Raw genomic sequence first — 23,766 nt, 5'->3', positions numbered from 1 at the left:
AGTGCAGACGCCCCCGACATGACCGCGTCGAACGCGATCGCCGCGAGTCAGGTCCAGCTTTCCCAGGAGCAGCTCGACTGGGCGAAGCAAATCTACGGTGAGACCGCGCCCGACCGCGCCGCTGCCGCGCAGCGTGCGCAGCAAGTGTCCGACGCGCAGCTCGCGTCGATGAACACCCAGACGCAGATCGCCCAGGAGTCGAACGACTACCAGAAGGGCACCTTCCGCCCGCTCGAGCAGGGCATCGTCGCGGATGCGCAGAACTACGACACGGCCGCGCGCCGCGACGAGAAGGCCGCTCAAGCGATCGCCGACGTTTCGCAGCAGGCCGGCCTGGCCCAGGCCTCGACGAATCGGGATCTTGCACGGAAGGGCGTGGTCCCCGGCAGCGGCAAGTCCCTCGCGCTGAACAACCAGCTCGCGCTGGGCACGGCCACGGCCAGCGCTGCGGCCTCGACCAAGGCGCGCGACGCCGTGGAGCTTCAGGGCTACGCGCGCAAGCTGGACGCGGCGAACTTGGGCCGGGGCCTTTCCAGCAGCCAAGCCACCAGCGCAGGTCTCGCCCTGACGGCCGGCAACAGCTCGTCCCAGAACGCGAACGCCGCGCTGGGCGCCACGACCTCGGGCACTGGCCTCGTCCAGCAGGGCTACCAGGGAGCGCAACAAGGCCTGTCCTCGGCCGGAAACATCTACGGGCAGGTCGCCAACATCGAGAACCAAGCGAACAACAACAGCGGGGTCATGGGCGCGCTTGGGCAACTGGGGGGCGCTGCGATCTTCAAATATTCCGACAAGCGGATGAAGCACTCGATCAGGAAGATCTCCGGCAAAAAGGCGTTGAAGGCGCTGAGCAGCGCGAAGCCTTCCACCTGGAAATACAAGAAGGGCTCGCCGGCGGACGACGGTGGCAAGACCCACGCCGGACCGATGGCGCAGGACATGCAGCGCGCGCTCGGCGACCGCGTGGCGCCCGGTGGCCGAATGATCGACATGGTGGCCGAGAGCGGCGTGCACCACGCGGCCATCAACGAGCTGCACAAGCAGGTCAAGGGCTTGGCATCCGCTGTTCGCCGCCAGTCCAAGGCTCACTGAGCCGCTGCAAATTTAGGAGCACATCATGGGTAAAGGACTCGCATCGTTCGCCGTCGGTTTCGGTACCGGCTACCTCAACGCCTCGCGTCAGAAGGAGATTGACGACGAACGGAAACAAGACCGCGCGAATCGCCAGATTGAATTCGACGCGCGAATGGATGACGTGAACCGCGCGAAGCAGGAGCGCAGCGCGATCGTCGACGCTGTGAAACCGGCCGCCGTCAATGAGAGCGCCGCAACGCTGGACATGGGCGATGGTCCCAAGGTGTACGACGACGCCGGCGTGGCCAACTCGGACATGCGCCAGGCGCGCACCATGGGGCTGTCCGACGTGCAGGCGCCGCAGCAGACCATCGCCGTTAACGGCCAGTCGTTCGCCACGCGTCCGGAGGCCGATGCCGCGGCAGCGGCGTACAACGCGCCCGAGGCGACCGACAAGCGCGTCGGCTTGGCCATGGCGAAGTCGGGCAACGTGCTGGGCGCGAAGCAGTACGAAGCCGCATCGCGTCAGAGCCAGACCGGCGCGATGGCGCTGGCCGACCAGCTCTACAAGCGCCAGCTCGGCGAGGCCATGCAGGCCGGGCACGAAGGCATCGCGAACTGGATCTCGAAGAGCGGCGGCGACGGCCTCAAGGACCACCAGTTGACCGTCATCCCCAGCGCGGACGGCAAGATGGTCACCTACGGCAAGGTCGGCGAGGACGGTACCGTCACGCCGCTGCCGCGCCTGACCTTCCCCAACAACCAGGACGGCGCTGTGATGGCCGCCCACCTGCTGGACAAGACGCTGACGCCCGATCAGCGCTACAGCCACATGGTGACCGAGCAGAAGACGGCGGCCGCCGCGACGCTCAAGCTGCAGGAACTGGATCTGAAGCGCCGGCAACTCGAGGAGGTTGCCATTCCGAACGCCGAGACCAAGCAGCAGCTCGCCGACGTGAAAACCCAGATGGCCGACCTGAAGGGGCAGGGCGCCTCGGACAAGGTCAGCCGGGAGGAGCGGCTGCGCTACACGACGCTCTTCACCGACGCCGGGCGCCGCGCCGCTGAAGCGCAGAAAGCGCTGACGGCGCTGCAGAAAGACCCGCTCTATTCGATGGCCAAGGAGGGCTCCCCGCAGTTCGTCGAGATGCAGGGCCTGCGCGACGCCATCGCGTCGCACCAGGAGGAGCGCGGCATCTACCAGAAGCTGCTGGCCGGATCGCAGAGCGGCGATGCGCCGGCGCCCGCACCGGCAGCAGCACCAGGTCCCGCGCCCGCCTCGTCGCCCGGGCTGGGGAACACGAGCAGCACCACCATCCCGAAGGCCGTGCAGACCGCGCGCGACGGGGACAGCCTGAGCATCCTGAACGGCGAGCTGGCCAAGGCGCAGCAGCGCGCCGCGCAGGGTGACACCCGCGCCGCTGGCGACGTGGAGGCCATCCAGCGTGAGATTGCGGTGGTCTCCAAGAAGGCCGGCCGCGCCGCGCCGGCGCCGGGCCTGGCCAACGTCAAAGCCGCGGTGTCTGGCGCGAAGACGCCCCCGAACGATTACAGCCAACTCTGGAAGTGACCCATGCCCAAACCGTGGAGTGAAGTCGCCGGGTCCGATGGCTTCAAGGCCCTCGCGCCCGAGCAGCAGGACGCCGCACGCCGCCAGTACTTCGACGATGTCGTCGCGCCGCGCGTGCCGGCCGAGCATGTCGACGATGCCTGGAACCAGTTTGCCACCGACGCCGGCGTGGGCCGGCGCGAGCTGCCGGCTAGTGTCGCGCCGTCGTCGGCTGGTGCTGGTCGCGGCAGCGTGTCGCCGCCGGTGGCCGGTGAGGCGCCGGTACCAAGCCGCGCCGAGCGCATCGCGGCCATGGACGCGGAGACCGACCCGTCGAACCCCGCGTACATGCCGATCACCGAGAACGCGCAGAACGCGGTGCGCGCCGACGCGCGGGGCCTGGGCGATGCGAAGCGCACCCGATACCCGGGCCGCGTCCTCGATCGCGACATTCCTGCGGTGACCGCCGGCGGTGCCGCGCGCGATGCGGTGGCCGGCGCGCTGCAGATCGGCCCGACCGCCGTCAAAGGCGTGGGCGACCTGGCGCGGCTGGCCACCGGCGATCGCTTCGGCAAGGGCATCAGCGATTTCGCGGAGGCCGGCAACAAGGCGATTCAGGAAGTGGTCGGCTCCGATCGCGCCGCCGCGCAGCGCACGCGCTTCGAACAGGACATGGCTGACCCCGCGCTGAATCCCGCCGATGTCATTGTCGGCAACCCCGGCGCGCTGGCCGACCAGGTGCTCCCGAACGTCGGCAGCATGGCGCTGCCGGCAGGATCCGCGATGGCGGCCGGCAAGTTGGCGCAGGCCAGCAAGGCTGCCCAGCTCGCCAAGGTGATCGACGAGGGCACGGTGCTGGCCCGCGCCGAGCGCGCGCGTGAAGCGGCCACGATCGGCACCACCGTCCTGCAGAATGCCGCCGACACGTACGGCACGGTGCGCGACGCCGGCGGCGATCAGGGGCAGGCCTACCTGGCAGCGGGTATCACGGCACCGGCCACCTACGTCGCAGGCCGGCTCACCGGCGGCGGCGCCGAAGGGGAGATTGCCCGCGCCATGGGTTCGAAGTCGGTGGCGCATGGCGTGCGCGAGATCGGCAAGGGGATGGCCAAGGAAGGCGCGCAGGAAGTCGGCGAAGAGGCCGGCCAGTACCTGGGCGAGACGGTGGGCAAGGGCGACGCCTTCGACGCCGGCGCGGCCGGCAAGCGCCTGGCCGTGGCCGGCACGCTCGGCGCGGTGATGGGCGGCGGCGTCGACGCCACGATCCAGGCTCGAGACTTCGCGGCGGCCGCGCTGCGCATCAAGCGGCTGCGCGACGCGGGCGAGGACGGCCCGGCCGACCTGCTGCAGGGCAAGCTGGATCGCCAGCAGGCCGCTGCGGCGGTGGACACGGAGCTCGCCGGCATGGCGCCGCACACAGAGTTCGCCCAGCAGCCCGGCTTCCAGGCCGATTACCGCCAGCACCGTATCGACGGCGTGAAGCCGGTGGAAGCGGCAGGCCGCTCGGCGCTGACCAGCGGCTTCCGCGCCGCGGCCGGCGATGCCAACGTGCCAGCCGACGCCGTGGACGCCGCGCTGGCCGCCGCGCGCGACATGCCGATCGACAAGGTGCCGAGTTTTTTCCAGAAGTTCACCCAGCGGCTGGCCGCCAAGGGCGTGATCGCTCCGGTACAGAACGCCGAAGGCCTGGGCGCGCTGTTGGCCGAAGCGCGCGATGTGGCCATGGACGCGGCGATGGAGTCGGTCTACAAGCCGGACGACGTGCGCGGCACCATGAACGCCGTGCAGGAACTGGAAAATGCAGGAAACCCGGCTGGCGATGCGGAAATCGGCCCCTCCGATGCAGGAAATGCCGCTTCTGAAACGCCGATCGCCAATCTTGATCCGGTTCGTCCGGAGATCGAGGCGGCCGCACACGAGGCCGCGACCAGCCCGCTGAACGATTTGCCTGAGCCGACGCCGGCGCAGAAGGAAGCAGGGAACTACCGCAAGGGCCACATCAACGTGCATGGCATGGACGTGGCCATCGAGAACCCGAAAGGCTCGGAGCGCCGCGGCGTGAGCCCTGACGGCACCGAGTGGGCGAACACCATGGGCGGCCACTACGGCTACATCAAGGGCACGGTCGGGGCCGACAAGGACCACGTCGACACGTACATCGGGCACAACCCGGACAGCAACCGCGTCTTCGTCATCGACCAGGTGAATAAGGACGGCAGTTTCGACGAGCACAAGGTCATGATGGGCTACGACACGCCCGAGCAGGCGCGCGAAGCCTACATGAGCAGCTTCATGCCCGGCTGGACAGGCCTGGGCGCGATGACCGAGCTTCCGGTTTCGGCATTCAAGTCCTGGGTGCACGACGGCGCGAAGAAGAAGCCGCTCGGCACGCTCGATGTGCCGGCCAAGGCCGCACCGGCCGAGGCAGCGCCCGATCCTGGAACGCCGGCGCCTGCCAATGTTCCAGCGGATGTTCCAAGCGCTCCCGTTGGACCTGTTGGTCGTGACGGCACCGCGCTCGCCGATGGCGGCAAGCCGTTCAAGACGCGCCGCGCGGCCGGCGATGCGCGCAAGCTGCAGCCGCACCTGCGCGTGGTGTCGGTCGACGGTGGCTTCGCCCTCGATGAGAAGACGCCGGCGCAGCTCGCGGCCGAGGAAAAGGCAGCGCGGCGCCTGCGCACCGGCGGCGCCAGTGAAGCCGGCATGCCGATCCCGGCGCACGCTTTCATCGCCGACCAGGGCGGCCTGGCCAAGTCGGTGATGGCCGATGCGGGCTTCGACCGGAACGTACGTGTGCGCAGCAAGTGGCTGTTCGCCGGCGCCGGCAAAGGCTTGACGCTGGAGCAGGCAACTGGGACACTCGCGGCGGCGGGATACCTGCGCGCCGATGCATCGCAAAACGATGCGCTGGCGCTGATTCGCAAGAGCCTCACCGAGCCGCAATACACGCCCGAAGGCTGGGAACGAATCGCCGAGGCCGAGCAGGAGGCTAGGCGGCTGCAGGCGTTGGATGACGCGGACCCGGATGTCCAGCAGGCGGCGGCAGACCTTGCCGAAGCCAGCGATGACTTCCTCGATCGCTTGAACGACGATGACATTCCCGACATCTGGGCCCGTGGCCAGGTGATGACCGAAGCCGATGCCGATTTACTTTTTGGAGTGCCCAGTGAACAAACAGCCGACACCAACACCGCAGGACCGCAAGGCCTTCGTGAGCCTGTCGAAGCTGACGCCGGAGCAGCGCCGCCGGGTGATCGACCGAGAGACGGTGAAGCGGGCAGCCCCCGCGAAGAAGTAAGCCAGAACCCCGCCGACGCGGGGTTTTCTGTTTCTGGGGCCACCGAAGAGGATGCGCCCACTGGCCTGACGGCACCCACCAAGGCAGACATCCTCGCCCAGCAGCAAGCCAAGGCCGACGGCGACAAGGTGGCCGAGGATGCTGCACGCGCCGCCGATGCCAAGGCCAAGAAGGCGACCGAGCAGCGCGAGATCGATGCTCGCCAGGAAGCCAGCGCCGACAACTTTCAGCTCGGCCAAGACCCCATGGATTCGCTCACTGGCCAGACCAGCATGTTCGATCCACCCCCATCCGGAGATGCCGCTGAAAAGCCGGCCCAAGAGCGCGCGGACGTCGAGCTCCGCAAGCGCCTTTCCATCCTCAAGTCGATTCGCAAGTGCCTTACGGCATAACCATTTTCAGGAGTTCATCATGAGTTATCCAGACGCTGTGCGCGGCAAATACGATGCCGCCGGCAAACTTCGTGCGTTGATCAAAGACCAGTTTGGCTTAGAAGAGATAGCACTCGACGGCCCGGCTGGGGGTGGGAGTGCCGGTGCGTCGAAAATGACGATTGGCCCTGATGTCACTGGCAACCGGCCTTTGGCGGCATCTGACGACAACACGGTCGTTCCGCTTGCAAGCCCCGGCCTAACGCTGACCATCCCTCTCGGTTTGGACGGCGCTGACCTAAACACAAGATTCGCTTGCGCAATCCGCCTGAACGGCACTTCGGGCTTTGCATTCGCCGCTGGCGTGACGGTGAACGATGTTCTCGGCCCGGGCACTGTGTACCGTGCTGCGTCTGCTGGGCGTACGGTCTTGCTTTACGGCATCGCCGCCAACAAGTTTGAGTTAGCCGGCGTCGATGCTGCGGCGCCCGCCGATGATGCAGATTTCACTGCGTTTATGGCTGCGGTCACAGGCAACGGTGGAACGGTGCAAACGTCTTCCCAAAACGTTCAGAAGGCCAAAATTGCTAGCCTTAAAGCGAACAGCAGCGAACTGTGGAATTTGATCCGCCGGGCCAACTCCTGCATCGGTGACTTTCCAGCTACGTTTGTACCGCTGAAAAAATCGGTTGGCGGCGCGCTGGACGTCAACCACAGTCTGGTCTCAGGCGACTACGCCGAGAACGCGGGTTGGAGCACCGACGGAAGCACGAAGTGGATCGATACGACCTATGTACCTACGGAGCCAACAGGTGGGATTCACGTCTACTTGCGAACCCCGGTGACTTCCAGCACGACCATTCGGAGCGTTGTTGCTGCGGCGGATGCCGCTGGCCAGTTTGGCTTGAGCGCCAACACAAGCGGCACCGGGAGCGGCGTGTCTGGCAACTATCGTGGCAAATGGGGCGGCGCCTATGCTGTTACCGGGCCGTTCAACAGCGGCGGTATGGCAGCCGGGTTCTACAGCTTGATCCGATCCTCCGCCACGCTTGCGCGGCTGTACAAAAACGGCGTCCTGGCGGCCGAGGCCACGACAGCAACCACCGTTGCGGCCCTGGCTACGGCATTTGCTCTGTTCTGCCGGAAAACTGACACTGGCCAAGACAACTTTCTTGAGTCCGGCGCGCGGATTTCTGGCTACTACTTTACCGACGCGATGACGGATGCCCAGGTGTTAGCGCTGTATAACGTCGAACAAACGGCTCAAACGTCTCTGGGGCGTAACGTATGAAGACGCTGGCCATCCATTGGGCCGGCCTATGGGCCGGGGCGCCTGGCACCTACGGCGCCTATGAAAATGGGATCCTTGGCCCGACGACCTGGGAATATCGGCGTCCATACTATGCGGTCCGCTCTGGCTCCGCGATATTTGCCAACTGCAATTCCCAGGATGTGATTGATCTCGACTTGACGCTGATGCTGTCGTCGGGCATTTCGCCGATGTACCTGCCGTACGTCAGCGAGCCGAATTGGCTGCTTCCCGGTTTTGGAACAGAAGATCCCGTTTTTGCAGCGGGGATGAACGGAAGCATTAAGGGCTACTTCAACAGCACGTTGGCGTCGAAACCTCAATTCTGCGTGCTGATGGAGGGATACCGCGCATGGTGGACGCCCAACACGAACGTGACCGGGGACTGGCTGCAGTTCATGCGTGCCTGGGTGGACAAGTTCTTCTCCAACCCCAACTACTACAAGTGGAACGGGCGGCCGGTCTGGGGCATGCTGAACTGTGCCAACTTTGCGCAGTACACCTCGGGCAACGACTATGCGGTGGCGAAAGCGAAGATTGACGCCCTGCGCGACTACTCCGTCGCCCAGGGCTACGGTAACCCATACTTCATTTGCCTCGACAACAACACCAGTTCAGGACAATACCTGGGGTGCGATGCCTACAGCCAATACGCCGCCACATACAACAACGCGAGCAACAGCCAGTATCCGTATTCCACGCTGGTGGCGCCGACTCAGGCCAAATGGACCAACGACAAGAACACAAACAGCGCCCTGACCGGTCTTCCCCTGAAGGTCGTGCCGCACATTACGACTGGGTGGGACTTCAGGCCGCGAATCGGCAGTGGCAGCAACGCAGGCGGGGAGAACAACCCAGCCTCCTGGATCGCGACGCCAACCACGGCAGAGTTCATGGCGCACTACGGGGCAGCGAGCGCTTTCATCAATGCCTACCCTACCGCATGCGAGAGTGGGCTGTCGATCTGCTACGCCTGGAACGAGTTTTCGGAGGGCGGGTGGTTGTGCCCGACGGCGGGTGACAACTATGGTGATCGCATCCGGGCAATCGCTGCTTTCCACGGTCTTGCTGGGCCGCCTGCAGCCAGAATCAATATGTCACTGCAGGCTCTGATGCTGTCGGCCTAGCCGTTTGAGGGCGATGCGTCATGCAAGTTGTCAACGCCGGATTGGCACTGAACTTGCATTCCGCGTCATCTCGTATAGGCAATAGCAGCCTATGATGCCTCGCATGCCAAATCCGCCTACCCATTCCACAAACAACCTTGACGTCCAACGGTTGGTGTTCGCCACTGCGGTGCTGCTCTCGCACTCATTCCCTTTGACAATGGGGAGCAATGCGGGCGAGCCGCTCTTCGCTTTGTTTGGAACGTTGACGTTGGGCGAGGTTGCTGTCGACTGTTTCTTCATACTTAGCGGTTTTTTAATATCGAGAAGTTGGTTGTCGGAACCCCGAGTGCTGCCGTATTTGAAGAAGAGGATATTGAGGATTATTCCTGGCTTCGTAGTTGCATTCCTTTTTTCGGTTTTTATCGCGGGATGGATCGGCTCGACTAACGGAGTGTCGTATTTATCTCAATTGAATATGCTGAGCTTGGCATCGAATGTCCTAAATCTAACTCAGCCGAACGCACCTCCAACGTTTGAAGGATCGTTTTTTCCAGATGTTAATGGTTCGCTGTGGAGCATCAGGTACGAATTTGTTTGCTACCTGCTGGTGCTGTTGTTGGGACTGATGTCAATCATCAACAGGTCCTTCATCATGGTGTCGTTGTGGATCTTGTCATTGGCCGCGTTTCTCATTTTCAGAGTTGGCTACGCGGATGCCTCGGCTGTAGGTGCGATACGTGGCGGCGACCGAGTGATGCTCTTGAGACTGCTTCCTATGTTTCTCAGTGGCGCCGTGATAGGACTGCTGGATCTGCATCGCAATGCAAGTTGGAAGTGGCTGGCATTGGCAGCCTGTCTGTTAATCGCGGGCCTGACCTACCGGTATACGGCTGAAATAGCGTTAGCAAGTGCGGGCGCCTATTTGGTGCTAGGCGTCGGCTTCAAGAGCGGCAAACCTAAGTTTATTGAAAATCTGCCAGATATTTCATATGGCGTTTATCTCTACGCGTGGCCCATACAGAAACTCGTGGTGCATTTCGGATTTGCAAATGGTCCTTGGAAGCTATTCTTTATCTCACTTGTGCTTTCAGTGTCGGCGGGGGTGCTAAGTTGGCACCTGATTGAGAAACCGGCACTTTCGTTGAAAAAAAATAGATTCCTGCTTTCGAGACTTGCTGGAGTGAAACCGTCCTAAGTGAAAACTAGGGTGGGCCCACCCAATCTTCCCAGGCATTCTGAGCCACCTTCGGGTGGCTTTTTCGTTTCTGAAAGGCCACCATGCGCACGATCAAAGCTTTGTTGGCCACCGCACTGCTATGCGCGATGTGCTGCGTCTGGCTGGCCGCCGGCCGCTGGCGTCAATGGCGCGGTCTCCCGGTGAAGGACAACTGCTTCACCTGGGCCGTTCGCAATTCCAGCTACGACGCGGGGGACGGCCTGATGCTCCACAAGTCGTCGAGCGGCTGGTTCCCCCACGTGTCGGTCGTGCGCGGTGCGCGCAGCAAGTCGCGCACGCGGATCGCGATCGAGGAGTTCATCCCCCGCCACCGGGTGCCGCAACAGCGCCCGCCCACCACGTTCGATGGGCAGGTGCGACGCACCGTCCTGATCCGCGAGTCGGAAAGCCTCGACGTCGAGTTCTGATCGCTCTCATCCACCGGAGATTCCATGTCCCTGAAACGATGCCTCTCCAAGGCAGGCGCAGCCTTGCGCACCCAAGACCGGGAGGCCATCGAAGCGCGGGCCGCCGCCCTGCAGGCCGACGGTACCGACCAGGCCGTCGCCGAGGCTCAAGCCGTCGACGAGCAGATCGCTGCTGTCGAAGCGCTCCTGGCCAAGCCCGCGGCGAAACCGGTATCGGCCCCAGCGCCTGCGAAGATCGACGACTTCGGCGAGAAGTTGGCCGGTGCCCGAAAGGACTATGCGACCGTCCTCAAGGAAGCGGGCGACGTGAGCGTATCGGCCGAGCCGCTGTCCAAGTCTTGGCCGGAGCCGGACTACCAGAAGCTGCTCGACGCCGGTACTGACCCCTGGACCGTCGCCTTCCTGCATGCCGTGCGCGACAGCGTGCCGACCAAGCCGCAGAACAGTTGGAAGTTGAAGCGCTGGGTCAGCGACGTGGAGACCAAGCGGAACTTCGCCGAGAAGCTGGCCAGCGGGCTGTGGAAGCGCGACGCGGTGGAGCCGTTCGTCCGCCCGGGCGGTTCGATGCGCGACATCGGCGCGAACATCGACCTGTACGAGGACCTGGGCCACGCTCGATCGTTCAAGGGCATCGAGGTCAGCAGCGCCGCGTACAGCATGTACCAGGGCAAGGCATACAGCCCGGCGAAAATCATCTGGACGGTTTCGCAGAAGGCGAAGGCGACGGCTTTCGGCAACTGGCCCCGGGAGCTGGCCAGTGGCGACACGCGCGCCGAGGCTATGGCGAACTTCAAGGCTAAGCTGGACATGCTCGACCTGGGCACCAAGGCCAAGGGTCAGCCGCAGTACCAGATCTATCGCCGGCGCAGCGCCGGTACCGACTACATCATCGGCAAGAAGATCGGACGCGAGACCATCGACCTGAAAACCCTGCCCGACCTGAAGGCCGCGCGCGAGTTCATGGCCAACAACGGCGCCGAGCTGGACGCCCTGCTGGCGAAGTACAAGCAGACGCCGCTCGAGCGCCGGCCCGACAACCAGCCGCGCGTCGGCGACGATCACCGCAACGGTGCGCCCGTCACGCCCAACAACTTCGCGGACACGTTCGGCTTCCGCGGCGTGCAGTTCGGCAACTACGTCGAGCAGGGGCGCCGGCAGTCCGACCTCAACGAGACCTACGACGCCCTGATGGACATGGCGGCCGTGCTCGGCATTCCGGCCCGGGCGCTGTCGCTCGGCGGCCGGCTCGGACTGGCCTTCGGCGCGCGCGGCCGCGGCGGCAAGAACGCGCCGGCCGCGCACTACGAGCCCGGCACCGTGGTGATCAACCTGACCAAGGCGGGCGGGCCAGGCTCGCTGGCGCACGAGTGGTGGCACGCCCTCGACAACTACTTCGCCAAGGAAAGCGGCGGCGGCGGGTATGCCACGGACGGTGGCGCGATCGATGAGCTTCGCGCCGAGATGCAGGCCGCCTTCCGCGCCGTCAGCGCTGCGACCCAAGCCAAGGGCCTGCGCGATCGCTCGCGGGAACTGGACAAGCGCCGCGGCAAGCCCTACTGGGACACGCCACTCGAGTTGTCGGCCCGGTCGTTCGAAAGCTACGTCGTGGCCAAGCTGCAGGACCAGGGCGCCGCCAACGACTACCTGGCCAACGTGGTGAACGCCGAGGCGTGGGACATGGAAGAGAATGCCCGAGCCGCCGCACTGGGCAAGGAAGCGCCCCCATCGTTCCCATACCCGGCGATGGCCGAAATGCCCGCCGTGCGCGCCGCGTTCGACAACTTCTTCCATACCGTGCAGACCAAGGAGGACGCCGACGGCAACATCGCGCTGTTCTCCCGCGACGGCGACACGGCGCCGCTGGGCGGCATGCCCGTCAACCAGGTGAAGCAGATCGTGGCTGACATCACGGCCGGCTGGTCCAACATGCCGCCGGTGCGCGTGGTTGCAAAGCGCCTGGACCTGCCCGTGCACGCCCCCTACGACACGCGGGGGTTCTACAACGGCCAGGTCTGGATCGTGGCGCGCAATATGCATTCGCCCGAGGACGTGGCCAAGACCCTGGCGCACGAGGCGATCGCGCACCACGGTCTGCGCACGGCGCTGGGCAATACCGAGTTCGCCAAGTTGACGCGGCAGATCCAGATGGCGATCAAGACCGGGAACAAGCCGCTCTCCGAGATTGCCCGCTACGTCCGCGAGACCTACGTCGACGAGGCCGGCGACTTCAACCTGAACCCGACGCAGGAAGCAGACGAGATCGCCGCCAAGGTGGTCGAGGACGCGGTGGACGCGAGTGGCCAGTTCCGCCCGGGCTTCGGCTTCGTGAAGCAGGCCTATGCGCGTCTGGCGCAATGGCTGCGCGAGACGATGGGCATCAAGGTGCCTTTCACCATGGCCGAGCTCCACGGCATGCTGGTGTCGGCGCAACAGGGCTTGCAGGTCGGCTCCCGCACCGGTGGCCGCATGGCGCAGCCGAGGGAACTGGGAGAAGCATTTCAACGGGGTGAGGAAGTGGACGGCGCGTTCGCTCGCGGCCCTGGCAACGGCAATACAGGTCAAGCCAGCTTGTTCCAGCCGAACATCTGGAGCACCCCGGAGCCGACCCGCATCGACCGGATCATCTACGAGCTGCAGGACGGTCGCGTCGACCTGAAGCGCGTGCAGACCGCGATCGAGCAGTCCGGCCAGCAGATCAAGGAGGAGTTCGACGCCCGGCTGGCCGAGACCCTGTACCCCGGCCGCGTAGCGTATCGCAGCCAGAGCTTCCTGGATAGCGAGGCCAAGCCGCTGCTGCAGGCCATGTCGCGCAACAAGGTGTCGATGGACGAGCTCGCCGACTACCTTCACGCGCGCGGCGCCGAAGAGCGCAACGTACAGGTGGCGAAAGTGAACCCGAACATGCCGGACGGCGGCGCCGGTACCAACACCAAGGGTGACCTGATGACCACGGCCAACGCCGCGGCGTATCTGGCCGGCATCTCGCCGCAGCGCATGGTGCTGCTGAAGGCGCTGGCGGCCCGGGTGGACGCCATCACCGCGGGCACGCGCGAGCTGCTGGTGGCCGAGGGCCTGGAAAAACAGGAGACCATCGACGCCTGGACGGCGGCCTACAAAAACTACGTCCCGATGTTCCGCGACGAGGCCGCCGCCGGCGCACCGCATCCGACGGGATCCGGCTTCACCGTGAAGGGCAGCGCCAGCAAGCGCGCCACCGGCAGCACCAAGGAGGTGACGAACATCCTGGCCCACGTGCTGATGCAGCGCGAGGCCGCCATCACCCGGGCCGAGAAGAACCGCGTGGCGCTGGCGCTGTATGGCCAGGCGCTATCACATCCGAACCCGGAATTCTGGACCACCATCAAGCCCAGCATGACCGCGGCATCCATCGGCGCCGAACTGCAGGCCATGGGCGTGGATCCGATGACGGCACAGGTCGGCATGGAGGGGGTGCCCACCATCCGCACCGTCGACCCGGTGACCGGCAAGATGACCGACCGGCCGAACCCGCTGTACAAGAGCCTGCCCGGCGCCATCCCGCTGAAGGTGAACGGCGAGGACCGCGTGCTGATGCTGAACACCACCGGCGAGCGCGGGCAGCGCCTGGCGGAAAGCCTGAAGAACCTCGACGGCCTGACCAAGCTCGACCTGGCCAACAGCATCATCGGCAAGGCCACGCGATGGCTGGCCGCCGTGAACACGCAGTACAACCCGGCCTTCGGCTTGGCCAACCTGACGCGCGATGTGTTCGAAGGCGCGATCAACCTGGGCAGCACGGCGCTGCGCGGCCATTCGACGCGGGTCATCGCCGGCGTGCCGTTCGCGATCCAGGGCATCGCGCGGGAACTGGCCGGCAACAGTAAGGGCAATCCATGGGGCGACCTGTACCGGCAATTCGTGGCCGACGGCGGCCAGACCGGGTACAAAGAGAACTTCCGGGACGCCAACGACCGCGCCGCAGCCATCGAGAAGGAACTCGCGGCCGTCGGCCGGGGCAAGCTGTCGCCATCGCTGTACGCGCACGCCGCGCTCGAGCTGCTCGAAGGCTTCAACACCTCGATGGAGAACGGCGTCCGGCTGTCGGCCTACAAGGTGGCGCTGGACAACGGCATGAGCCGGGGCCAGGCCGCGCGCCTCGGCCGTGAGCTGACGGTGGACTTCAACCGCAAGGGCAGGGCGGGGCGCGAGATCGGCCCGCTGTACGCCTTCTTCAATGCCAGCGTGCAGGGCTCCGAGCGCGCGCTGCGCACGCTCACCGGGCCCACGGGCGCCAAGATCATTGCCGGTGGCCTGGCGCTGGGCGTCATCCAGGCGCTGATGCTGGCCGCGGCCGGCTATGACGACGACGAGATCCCGGAATTCGTGAAGACGCGGGCGCTGATCATCCCGGTGTTCGGCGCCAAGGAAAAGCGATACGTCAGCATCCCGATGCCGCTGGGTTTCCTGTGGGTGCCGAACACGGGGCGCGTCGTCACCGAGCTGGTGTTGAACGGTGGGAAACAGGTCGCCAAGCGCATCACCGGCGCGATCGGCGAGATTGCCGGCACCTTCAATCCGCTGGGGGGCGGCAACATCTTCACGGCCGACGGTGCTCTGAAAACCGTAGCGCCGACGCTCGTTGACCCGCTGATCGAGATCGGATTCAACAAGAATTTCGCGGGCGGCACAATCGAGAAGCAGAGCTACGGCGGTGAGACCGACGGCCGGCCGGGTGTGGCCCGGGCCAAGGAAAGCACCATGCGGACCACGACGGGCCAGGCATACATCGGCATCAGCAAGGCCTTGAACGCCATCGCCGGCGGCACCGACTACGAGGCCGGCGTGGTCAGCCCGACGCCGGAGCGCTTGCGCTACATCGCGCAGACCGTGGGCGGCGGCGTGCTGCGCGAGATCGAGAAGAGCGTGAACGCCAGCACGGCCGCCAGCCGCGGCGAGCCGGTCAAGCCCAGCCAGATCCCGGTGCTCGGCCGGTTCTATGGTGAGGTCGACCCCGACCAGGTGCAGACCAGCCGGTACTACGAGTCCACGAAGCGGCTGAAGACCCTCGACAGCTCGTTCAAGGCGATGGCCAAGGCAGGCGACCGCGAGGCGCTGCAGAAGTTCATGGACGAGAACCCGGATGTCGTGATGGCCAAGGCCGTCAACACCATCCAGAGCAAGGTCTCGGCGTTGAACAAGATTGCGGTTCAGACCGTGGGCGATCCGGCCATGACGAAGCAGATCGACGACGCCCGCGTGCAGAACATGACGGCGTTGAACGATGCGATCAAGGAGATGGAGCGCTCGACCTCGGCGCCCACGCTGGGCGACAAGCTCCGCGCCGCCATGAAGCCGAAGGCGGCCGAAGCGGCGCCGTGATCTTGCTGCCGTCCAGTGGACGGGTCACCAGCCGAACTGCTGCTTCACCGCCAGGCACCGCAGGCGTTCAGCCTCGCTATTCACGAACAGCGTGCCTTTGTGGTCGTGATCGGGCGGCCCGGTGAGGTAGCAGCGTTGGTCGGCCGCCGCCCAGTCCAGGAACCGCCAGAGCACGTCGTCGGGGAGCATCAGCAGGGCCTGCACCTCGTTGATCGCGAGCCGTTGCTTGTCGATCTGAGCATTGGCCAGCACATGCTCCCACCAGTGCCGGTACTGGCCGTCGGGTGACGTCGGCGGGTTGCGTCGGTTGTATTCGGCCTGCAACTCCATCGTGGAGGGGCGCCGGCAACTCCAATGACGCACCGGCCCGCTGTCCGGGTCGCCCTCTCGCCCCACGAGCACCACGTATTCATCGCTGACTTCCGCAAGCCGCACGCGCTGCAGGGGCGGCAGCTTCGATGTTCCCTGTCCCGCCAGTTGCGATCCCAGCGGCACCAACAGCGCCGTGCGAATCTTCGTTTCCACAGACGATGTGATGCGAAGGTTCCCCCACGTCTCAACGGTGGTGACCTCGTGCCGGGCACGTTCCGGCGAATGAGCGATGACTGCAAAATCCACTGTGTGAGCATACAGTGGTTTTGCGGTAGGATGGGCTCATGTGCAACCGCTACACCAGTCCGGAAGATTTGGACATCGAGCGTTTCTGGAACACGCCCAGGGGAAAAACGCTGCCGCTATGGCCGCCGACGCAGTTCCCGCGCAGCCCAGGACCGTTCATTCGCCGTGCGCGGGATGACGCCGGCTATTCGCGCGAGCTTGTGGTCGGGCAGTGGGCCCTGATCCCGTGGTTCGCCAAGACTGCGAAGCTGCCGTACAGCACGAACAACGCGCGCAGCGAGGACATGGAGAAGACGGCCAGTTACAAGCAGCCATGGGCCCGCGGCCAGCGCTGCATCATCCCGGCGCTGGACTTCGACGAGCCGAACTGGGAGAGCGGGAAAAACGAGTGGTGGCGATTTCGCCGCGCCGATGGAGACCCCTGGAGCCTGGCCGGCCTGTGGAATACCTGGACGGACAAGGCGACGGGCGAGGTGCACGAGAGCTACACCATGCTCACCCTCAACGCCGACCAGCACCCGCTGATGCGCCGCATGCACAAGCCAGACCCGAAGCTCGGGCCCGACCAGCAGGACAAGCGCAGCGTGATACCGATCGAGATGGCTGACGTGGACACGTGGCTGGTGGGGACCCAGGAAGAGGCGAGGGTGCTTCTTCGGCTGTCGGTTGCCGACTTATTCGATGCAGGTCCAGTCCACGCTTGATGTGCAGATTGCCATCGGAAAGCGCGCCGTCCGGCTGAGATACTGCCGGCATGATCAGTAAATTATTCGACGACGGGCCGGTCAAAGCGGTGTTCGACCACGTGCGCAACGCCGGCATTGCTGCGGCCGTGTTTTCAGCAGCTTCCTGGATGCTCAAGAGCGTCGAGTGCGATCCGGTTAGGCACGCGCTCAACGTCATCGGAGGCGTGGCCCTGGGGATCGGCGGCCTGTGCCTGCTGACGTTGGTTCTGGTAAGCGGGCACAGGAAACTGGTTAGGTCGAACTTGCCCCGGTCCTGGAGATGGGCTTTGAACGCAATCCAGTGGGTCGGTTGGGTCCCGTTTTTGTGGGCAGTCGCAAGCCGTCAGAGCTGATCTAAATAATTAATTTGGAAATCTAACGCAAGCTTCTGATCAGAGCGAGAAACTATGTCGAACGGGACATTTCGCGTTAGAGAAAATTAAACTAGCTTGTTGATTTACAAGGATTTTGAGACTGCTTTGGGAGCAGAGGGTCGTGAGTTCGAATCCCACCGCCCCGACCATTTTTTCAAAGGCTCCAGCCGTTCGGCTGGAGCCTTTTTTCGTTGGGGAAAGCGCGATCGTGCTGCTGGTTGCCGGTTTGAAGTCGCTGCGCGTTCAACCCCTGCGCAGTGTTGCGGCCAGCAATTCCTTCCAGCCGCCGACCTGGAGCGGCCGTTTGCCGACCCACTTCATCGCCATGCCGAAGGCATTGCCGTACTGTTTCCGGCCACGGTAGAAGTAGCAGTGATCCTGCATCACCATGTCGAGCCGCCGCACCAGGCTGGCCCGGTGCGCGCCGGCGAGTTCGCCCTGCAGCAGCATCTCGATCATCAGGTCTTCCTTGAGGTAACGCGGCGTCTCGCCGTGGGTCAGGCTCGCGGCGTGGATGCGGTAATAGCTGATCTCGTAGTCGATGCGCCACAGATCGTTGGCCACCGCGCACTGGAACCACAGGTGGTAGTCCTCGGCGCGGTGCAGCTTTTCGTTGAACAGGCCCATCTCGTTGATCAGGTCGCGTTGGATCAGTACCGCCGTGGTCTGGATCAGGCACTCCTTCGCGAAATCGAGGAAGGGCCGGGGCAGGTGCTCGAGCCTGGGGTACTGCGACGTGCCGGCCATGTCAGCCGCGAGCCTGGCGCAATCCGCCTGGTACTGGGCCAGCGTCAGCTCGGTTCTCAACAGCTTGAAGCGGCCTGCGATCCAGCGGATGCCCGGGTTGCTTTCGATGTAGTGCCAACGCAGCGCCAGCGCATACGACAGCCAGATGTCGTCGGAGTCGATGAAGCCGATCCAGGCGCCGCTCGCCTGCGCGATGCCGGTGTTGCGCGCGCCTGCCGCGCCCTTGGACCGCTGGTTGGTGATCACCCGCACGCGGTCGTCCATGCCGGCGATCTCCGCAAGCATGGCCACGGTGCGGGCGTCGGTACTGTGGTCGTCGACGATGATCAGTTCCAGGCTCGGCAGCGGCCGGTCGTCGATCGGCAGCTGATGCAGTACCGAGTGCACGGCCTCGCGCAGGTAGTCGCCGGAATTGAAGACGGGCATGACCACCGAGACGTCTGGTTGGGGACTTGAAGCTGCGGGCATGTCGGCGTGGTGGGATGGAGTGGCGCTGACGAGGGCCGTCAACAGCGCAAATTTTACAAGCGCGCTGGCTATACTCCGCACTGCTCCGGGGTGCCTTTGCGCTGAGACGGCTTTGATGCCGAACCCGATGAACTTGAACCGGTTAGTACCGGCGGAAGAAGAGCGTTTCCTGTTGCGGCATCACGTGCACGGCCCTGGCGCCGCTCCGTGGGCCCGACCGCAGGGGCACTACCGGGGCATCCACCAGCACCTGAAAGGCCCCGATGAACGCTCCCGACCGCCTCGACCCCGCCAAGTTCGCCGAACTCCTGGCACTCACCCGCGAACCTTTTCCAGCCTCGCGCAAGGCCTACCTGCGGGGCCGGCTCCACCCCGATCTGCGCGTGCCGGTGCGCGACATCGCGCTCTCCAATGGCGAGGCGGTTTCCGTCTACGACACCTCCGGCCCCTACACCGACGCCGGTGCGAGCATCGACGTGCGGCGCGGGCTCGAAGCCTTGCGCGCGCCATGGATCGCGGCGCGTGGCGACACCGAGGCCTACGCTGGTCGCGCGCCGCAATCGCTCGACGATGGCACGCGCGACGAAGCCCACGCGCGCCTGGCCGCGCTGCGCCTGGAAGCCGCCGGCCTGCAGCGCACGCCACGCCGCGCCAGGCCTGGCGCCAACGTGACCCAGATGCACTACGCGCGCCGCGGCATCGTCACGCCCGAGATGGAATACGTGGCGATCCGCGAGAACGGCCGCCGCGAATGGATGGCCGATTACCTCGGCGACACCACGCGCGAGCAACGCCTCGCAGGCAACCCCATGGGTGCGCAGATCCCGCGCATCATCACGCCCGAGTTCGTACGCGACGAGGTGGCGCGGGGCAGGGCGATCATCCCGGCCAACATCAACCATCCCGAGATCGAGCCGATGGCCATCGGCCGCAACTTCCTGGTGAAGATCAACGCCAACATCGGCAACTCCGCCGTCACGTCCAGCATCGACGAAGAGGTGGAGAAACTGGTGTGGGCCATCCGCTGGGGCGCGGACAACGTGATGGACCTGTCCACCGGCCGCAACATCCACACCACGCGCGACTGGATCGTGCGCAACAGCCCGGTGCCGATCGGCACGGTGCCGATCTACCAGGCGTTGGAAAAGGTAGGCGGTGTGGCTGAGGACCTGACCTGGGAGATCTTCCGCGACACGCTCATCGAGCAGGCGGAGCAGGGCGTGGACTACTTCACCATCCATGCGGGCGTGCGGCTGGCCTACATCCACCTCACGGCCGGCCGGCGCACCGGCATCGTCTCGCGCGGCGGCTCGATCATGGCCAAGTGGTGCATCACCCACCACAAGGAAAGTTTCCTCTACACGCACTTCGAGGACATCTGCGACATCATGAAGCAGTACGACGTGAGCTTCTCGCTCGGCGACGGCCTCAGGCCCGGCTCGGGTGCGGACGCCAACGACGAGGCCCAGTTCGCCGAACTGCGCACGCTGGGCGAACTCACGCAGGTGGCCTGGAAACACGATGTGCAGACCATGATCGAAGGCCCGGGCCACGTGCCGATGCACATGATCCAGGCCAACATGGTCGAGCAGCTCAAGCACTGCCACGAGGCGCCGTTCTACACGCTGGGCCCGCTGACCATCGACATCGCGCCCGGCTACGACCACATCGCCAGCGCCATCGGCGCGGCCATGATCGGCTGGTTCGGCACAGCCATGCTGTGCCACGTCACGCCCAAGGAACACCTGGGCCTGCCGGACCGCGACGACGTCAAGGCGGGCATCATCGCGTACAAGATCGCCGCGCATGCGGCCGACGTTGCCAAGGGGCATCCGTCGGCGCGCGCGCGGGACGACGCCCTGTCCAAGGCGCGCTTCGAGTTCCGCTGGAGCGACCAGTTCAACCTCTCGCTCGACCCGGACACCGCGCGCGACTTCCACGACGAGACCCTGCCCAAGGACTCGAGCAAGGAAGCGCATTTCTGCTCGATGTGCGGCCCGAAGTTCTGCTCGATGAAGATCACCCAGGACGTGCGCGACTATGCGGCGCGGCGCGGCGTGAGCGAGGAGGTGGCCTTGCAGCAGGGGCTGCGGGAGAAGTCGGCGGAGTTCCGCGATGCGGGCGGCGAGTTCTACATCCCGATCCGCCCCGTCACCGGTGCCACATCGTCTTAGCGCGTTCATGATTGCGTTAACATGAAAGCATGAAGTCAGCGGCGTCGCCCAAATCCATTGCCAAGCCGGGCCAGCGCGCCCCGCGGCGTGGCACGGGCGGCATCACGCTCAGTGACGTGTCCAAGCTCGCGGGCGTGTCGGCCATCACCGTGTCGCGCGCGCTCAACACGCCGGCCATGGTGTCGCCCGAGACGCTGGAGCGCGTGCGGGATGCGGTCGCCCGCACCGGCTATGTGCCCAATCTCATGGCCGGCGGCCTGGCGTCCAACCGCAGCCGGCTGGTGGCGGCGCTGGTGCCGACCATTGCCGGGCCGGTGTTCCTGGAGACCATCCAGGCGCTCACCGAAAGCCTGGCCGAGGCCGGCTGTCAGCTCATGCTGGGACAGAGCGGCTACGCCGATTCGCGCGAGGACGCCCTGCTCGACGCCATCATCGGCCGTCGCCCCGACGGCATCGTGCTGACCGGCATCATGCATTCGGCGCAGGGGCGGCAGCGCCTGCTGGCGTCCGGCATTCCGGTGGTGGAAACCTGGGACCTGACGCCCACGCCGATCGACATGCTGGTCGGGTTTTCGCACGAGAAAGCCGGGGCGGCGGTGGCCGATCTGCTTTTCGAGCGCGGCTACCGGCATCCGGGCCTGGTCACGGCCGACGACCATCGCGCCACCTTGCGCCGCACGGGATTCGTCGAGCGCCTGCGCGCGCTCGGCGTGGCCGAGGTGCCGGTTGTGGTGGCACCGCCGCCGACCACGCTGGAGGGCGGGCGCACCGGCCTGGTCGAACTGCGCAAGGTGTGTCCACGGCTCGACGTGGTGTTCTGCAGTTCCGACGCCCTGGCCCACGGCGTGATGACCGAAGCCCAGGCGCAGGGGCTGACCGTGCCGCAGGACGTGGCGGTGATGGGCTTCGGCAACCTCGGCTTCGCGGCCCACACCCATCCGGCGCTGAGCACCGTGCACATCGACGGCACGGCCATCGGCCGCCAGGCGGCCCGATTCATCCTCGACCGGGTCGATGGGGTGGACACGGGGCCGCGCATCCGGGACATCGGGTTTTCACTGATCGATCGGGCCAGTCTGTAGGTTGACGCTGCCGGGTGGTTTCGTTAACATCGATTTGTTAGCGCTAACATAACTACGGCAGCAAAATTCCATGACCACCCGCAAAACCCCCGAGACCCTGCGCAGCCACAAGTGGTACGGCGTGAAGGACCTGCGTTCGTTCGGCCACCATTCGCGCACCGCGCAGATCGGCTACCACCGCAGCGACTACATGGGCAAGCCCATCATCGCCATCATCAACACCTGGAGCGATATCGCCTCCTGCCACAGCCACTTCAAGCAGCGCGTGGAAGAGGTCAAGCGCGGCATCTGGCAGGCCGGCGGCTTCCCGCTGGAGATGCCGGCCATCACGCTCAGCGAGGCGATGCAGAAGCCCACCACCATGCTCTACCGCAACCTGCTGGCGATGGAGACGGAGGAGTTGCTGCGCTCGTATCCGGTGGACGGCTGCGTGCTCATGGGCGGCTGCGACAAGACCACGCCGGCGCTGATCATGGGCGCCATCTCCATGAACCTGCCCAGCATCTTCATGCCGGCCGGCCCGATGCTGCGCGGCGACTACAAGGGCAAGGTGCTGGGCAGCGGCTCCGACACCTGGAAGTACTGGGCCGAGCTGCGTGCGGGCAACATCACCGAAGAAGACTGGCAGGACGTGGAAAACGGCATCGCCCGCTCGCCCGGCCACTGCATGACCATGGGCACGGCCTCCACGCTGACCGCCACGGTGGAGACGCTGGGCCTGACGCTGTCCGGCGCCACCTCCATTCCCGCGCCCGATTCGCGCCACCAGCACATGGCCACGCTCACCGGCAAGCGCATCGTCGACATGGTCTGGGAAGACCTGAAGCCGCTCGACATCCTGACGGCCACTTCCTTCGACAACGCCGTCACCACCGCGCTCGGCCTGGGCGGCTCGACCAACGCCATCGTGCACCTGATCGCCATGGCGCGCCGCGCCGGCGTCGACCTCACGCTGGCGCGCTTCGACGAGATCGCGCGCAGGACGCCGGTCATCCTCAACCTGCGGCCGACGGGCAAGTATTTGATGGAAGACTTCTATTACGCCGGCGGGCTGCGCGCCTTCCTGGTGCGCATGGGCGACATGATCGACGGCAGCACCAGGACCGTCAGCGGCCGGACGTTGGCCGAAGACATCGCGGGTGCCGAGGTCTACAACGACGACGTGATCCTGACCCGTGAGACCGCGCTGGTCGCGAAAGACGGCCTGGCCGTGCTGCACGGCAACCTCGCGCCCGGCGGCGCGGTCATCAAGCCCGCGGCCATGGAGCAGCAGTTCCGCAAGCACACGGGCCGGGCGGTGGTGTTCAAGGACTACAACGACATGGCCGCGCGCATCGACGCGCCCGATCTCGACATCGACAAGGACAGCGTGATCGTGCTGCAGAGCGCCGGCCCGCAGGGCGCGCCAGGCATGCCCGAATGGGGCCAGTTGCCGATCCCGCAGAAACTCCTGAAGGAGGGCGTGCGCGACATGGTGCGCATCAGCGACGCGCGCATGAGCGGCACCAGCTACGGCGCCTGCGTGCTGCACGTCACGCCCGAGTCGCACATCGGCGGCCCGCTGGCCCTGGTGCGCACCGGCGACCTGATCACCCTCGACATCGAGGCTCGGCGTATCGACATGCAGGTCAGCGACGAGGAGATCGCGCAGCGCCGTGCCGCCTGGAAGAAGCCGATCCCGAAGTTCTCGCGCGGCTATGGCGTGTTGTACCTGAAGCATGTGCAGCAGGCCGACAAGGGCTGCGATTTCGACTTCCTCGAGCCCGACTACGTGGACCCCTCCGAGGTCGGCACCGACGCCGGCCCGGCCGGCGAGCCCGAGATCCACTGAACCAGCCGCGGCACAACACCCTATCAACTTCGGAG

15 protein-coding genes and 1 riboswitch are annotated in these 23,766 nt (G+C 65.4%); of the genes, 13 read left to right on the top strand and 2 right to left on the bottom strand.

Annotation, left to right across the window (positions count from 1 at the left end; genetic code table 11):
- Window positions 1-18 precede the first annotated feature (18 nt).
- The 8 genes from RD110_RS15550 (at window position 19) to RD110_RS15515 (ending at window position 15,712) form a co-directional block, all read left to right on the top strand.
- The gene (locus RD110_RS15550) at window positions 19-1,092 is read left to right on the top strand and encodes a tail fiber domain-containing protein (protein ID WP_076200316.1); all 1,074 of its coding nucleotides are present in this window, start codon (window positions 19-21) and stop codon (window positions 1,090-1,092) included.
- A 25-nt stretch (window positions 1,093-1,117) separates the two neighbouring features.
- Window positions 1,118-2,644: a hypothetical protein gene (locus tag RD110_RS15545; protein WP_076200315.1), complete on the top strand. Its 1,527-nt coding sequence runs from the start codon at window positions 1,118-1,120 to the stop codon at window positions 2,642-2,644.
- 168 nt (window positions 2,645-2,812) lie between these two features.
- Complete coding sequence (locus tag RD110_RS15540) at window positions 2,813-6,313, top strand: hypothetical protein (protein ID WP_204249976.1); 3,501 nt, start codon at window positions 2,813-2,815, stop codon at window positions 6,311-6,313.
- Between the two features lie 19 nt (window positions 6,314-6,332).
- Window positions 6,333-7,583: a hypothetical protein gene (locus tag RD110_RS15535; RefSeq protein WP_076200313.1), complete on the top strand. Its 1,251-nt coding sequence runs from the start codon at window positions 6,333-6,335 to the stop codon at window positions 7,581-7,583.
- A complete protein-coding gene (locus tag RD110_RS15530) occupies window positions 7,580-8,728 on the top strand; it encodes a glycoside hydrolase family 71/99 protein (protein WP_076200312.1) in 1,149 nt (382 codons plus the stop codon). The genes RD110_RS15535 and RD110_RS15530 overlap by 4 nt, the downstream gene beginning before the upstream one ends.
- A gap of 103 nt (window positions 8,729-8,831) precedes the next feature.
- Complete coding sequence (locus RD110_RS15525) at window positions 8,832-9,905, top strand: acyltransferase family protein (protein ID WP_157900200.1); 1,074 nt, start codon at window positions 8,832-8,834, stop codon at window positions 9,903-9,905.
- 83 nt (window positions 9,906-9,988) lie between these two features.
- Window positions 9,989-10,354: a hypothetical protein gene (locus RD110_RS15520; RefSeq protein ID WP_076200310.1), complete on the top strand. Its 366-nt coding sequence runs from the start codon at window positions 9,989-9,991 to the stop codon at window positions 10,352-10,354.
- Between the two features lie 24 nt (window positions 10,355-10,378).
- The gene (locus RD110_RS15515) at window positions 10,379-15,712 is read left to right on the top strand and encodes an LPD5 domain-containing protein (RefSeq protein WP_076200309.1); all 5,334 of its coding nucleotides are present in this window, start codon (window positions 10,379-10,381) and stop codon (window positions 15,710-15,712) included.
- Between the two features lie 24 nt (window positions 15,713-15,736).
- Here RD110_RS15515 and RD110_RS28015 read toward each other — a convergent pair whose 3' ends face one another.
- Window positions 15,737-16,330 (bottom strand): hypothetical protein, encoded by a 594-nt coding sequence (locus RD110_RS28015; protein WP_157900199.1) that lies wholly within the window; start codon window positions 16,328-16,330, stop codon window positions 15,737-15,739.
- Between the two features lie 38 nt (window positions 16,331-16,368).
- Here RD110_RS28015 and RD110_RS15505 point away from each other — a divergent pair, with 38 nt between their 5' ends.
- Window positions 16,369-17,034 carry an SOS response-associated peptidase gene (locus RD110_RS15505; protein WP_076200307.1) on the top strand — a complete coding sequence of 222 codons (666 nt, stop codon included), beginning with the start codon at window positions 16,369-16,371 and terminating at the stop codon, window positions 17,032-17,034.
- Between the two features lie 50 nt (window positions 17,035-17,084).
- Window positions 17,085-17,408 carry a hypothetical protein gene (locus RD110_RS15500; protein WP_076200306.1) on the top strand — a complete coding sequence of 108 codons (324 nt, stop codon included), beginning with the start codon at window positions 17,085-17,087 and terminating at the stop codon, window positions 17,406-17,408.
- 264 nt (window positions 17,409-17,672) lie between these two features.
- Here the strand turns inward: RD110_RS15500 and RD110_RS15495 are convergent, their stop codons facing one another.
- Entirely contained in the window at window positions 17,673-18,644 is a 972-nt protein-coding gene (locus RD110_RS15495; RefSeq protein ID WP_083686300.1) for a glycosyltransferase family 2 protein, read from the bottom strand.
- A 76-nt stretch (window positions 18,645-18,720) separates the two neighbouring features.
- Window positions 18,721-18,821: riboswitch (TPP riboswitch) on the top strand.
- Between the two features lie 86 nt (window positions 18,822-18,907).
- Here RD110_RS15495 and thiC point away from each other — a divergent pair.
- The 3 genes from thiC (at window position 18,908) to araD (ending at window position 23,731) form a co-directional block, all read left to right on the top strand.
- The gene (gene thiC, locus RD110_RS15490) at window positions 18,908-20,818 is read left to right on the top strand and encodes a phosphomethylpyrimidine synthase ThiC (protein ID WP_076200304.1); all 1,911 of its coding nucleotides are present in this window, start codon (window positions 18,908-18,910) and stop codon (window positions 20,816-20,818) included.
- A gap of 29 nt (window positions 20,819-20,847) precedes the next feature.
- The gene (locus tag RD110_RS15485) at window positions 20,848-21,900 is read left to right on the top strand and encodes a LacI family DNA-binding transcriptional regulator (RefSeq protein WP_076200303.1); all 1,053 of its coding nucleotides are present in this window, start codon (window positions 20,848-20,850) and stop codon (window positions 21,898-21,900) included.
- 70 nt (window positions 21,901-21,970) lie between these two features.
- Window positions 21,971-23,731 carry an L-arabinonate dehydratase gene (araD, locus tag RD110_RS15480; protein WP_076200302.1) on the top strand — a complete coding sequence of 587 codons (1,761 nt, stop codon included), beginning with the start codon at window positions 21,971-21,973 and terminating at the stop codon, window positions 23,729-23,731.
- Window positions 23,732-23,766 lie beyond the last annotated feature (35 nt).

Source organism: Rhodoferax koreense (assembly GCF_001955695.1).
In the GTDB taxonomy this organism is placed as follows: Bacteria; Pseudomonadota; Gammaproteobacteria; order Burkholderiales; family Burkholderiaceae_C; genus Rhodoferax_B; species Rhodoferax_B koreensis.
This window is presented reverse-complemented; position numbering and strand designations above follow the sequence as displayed.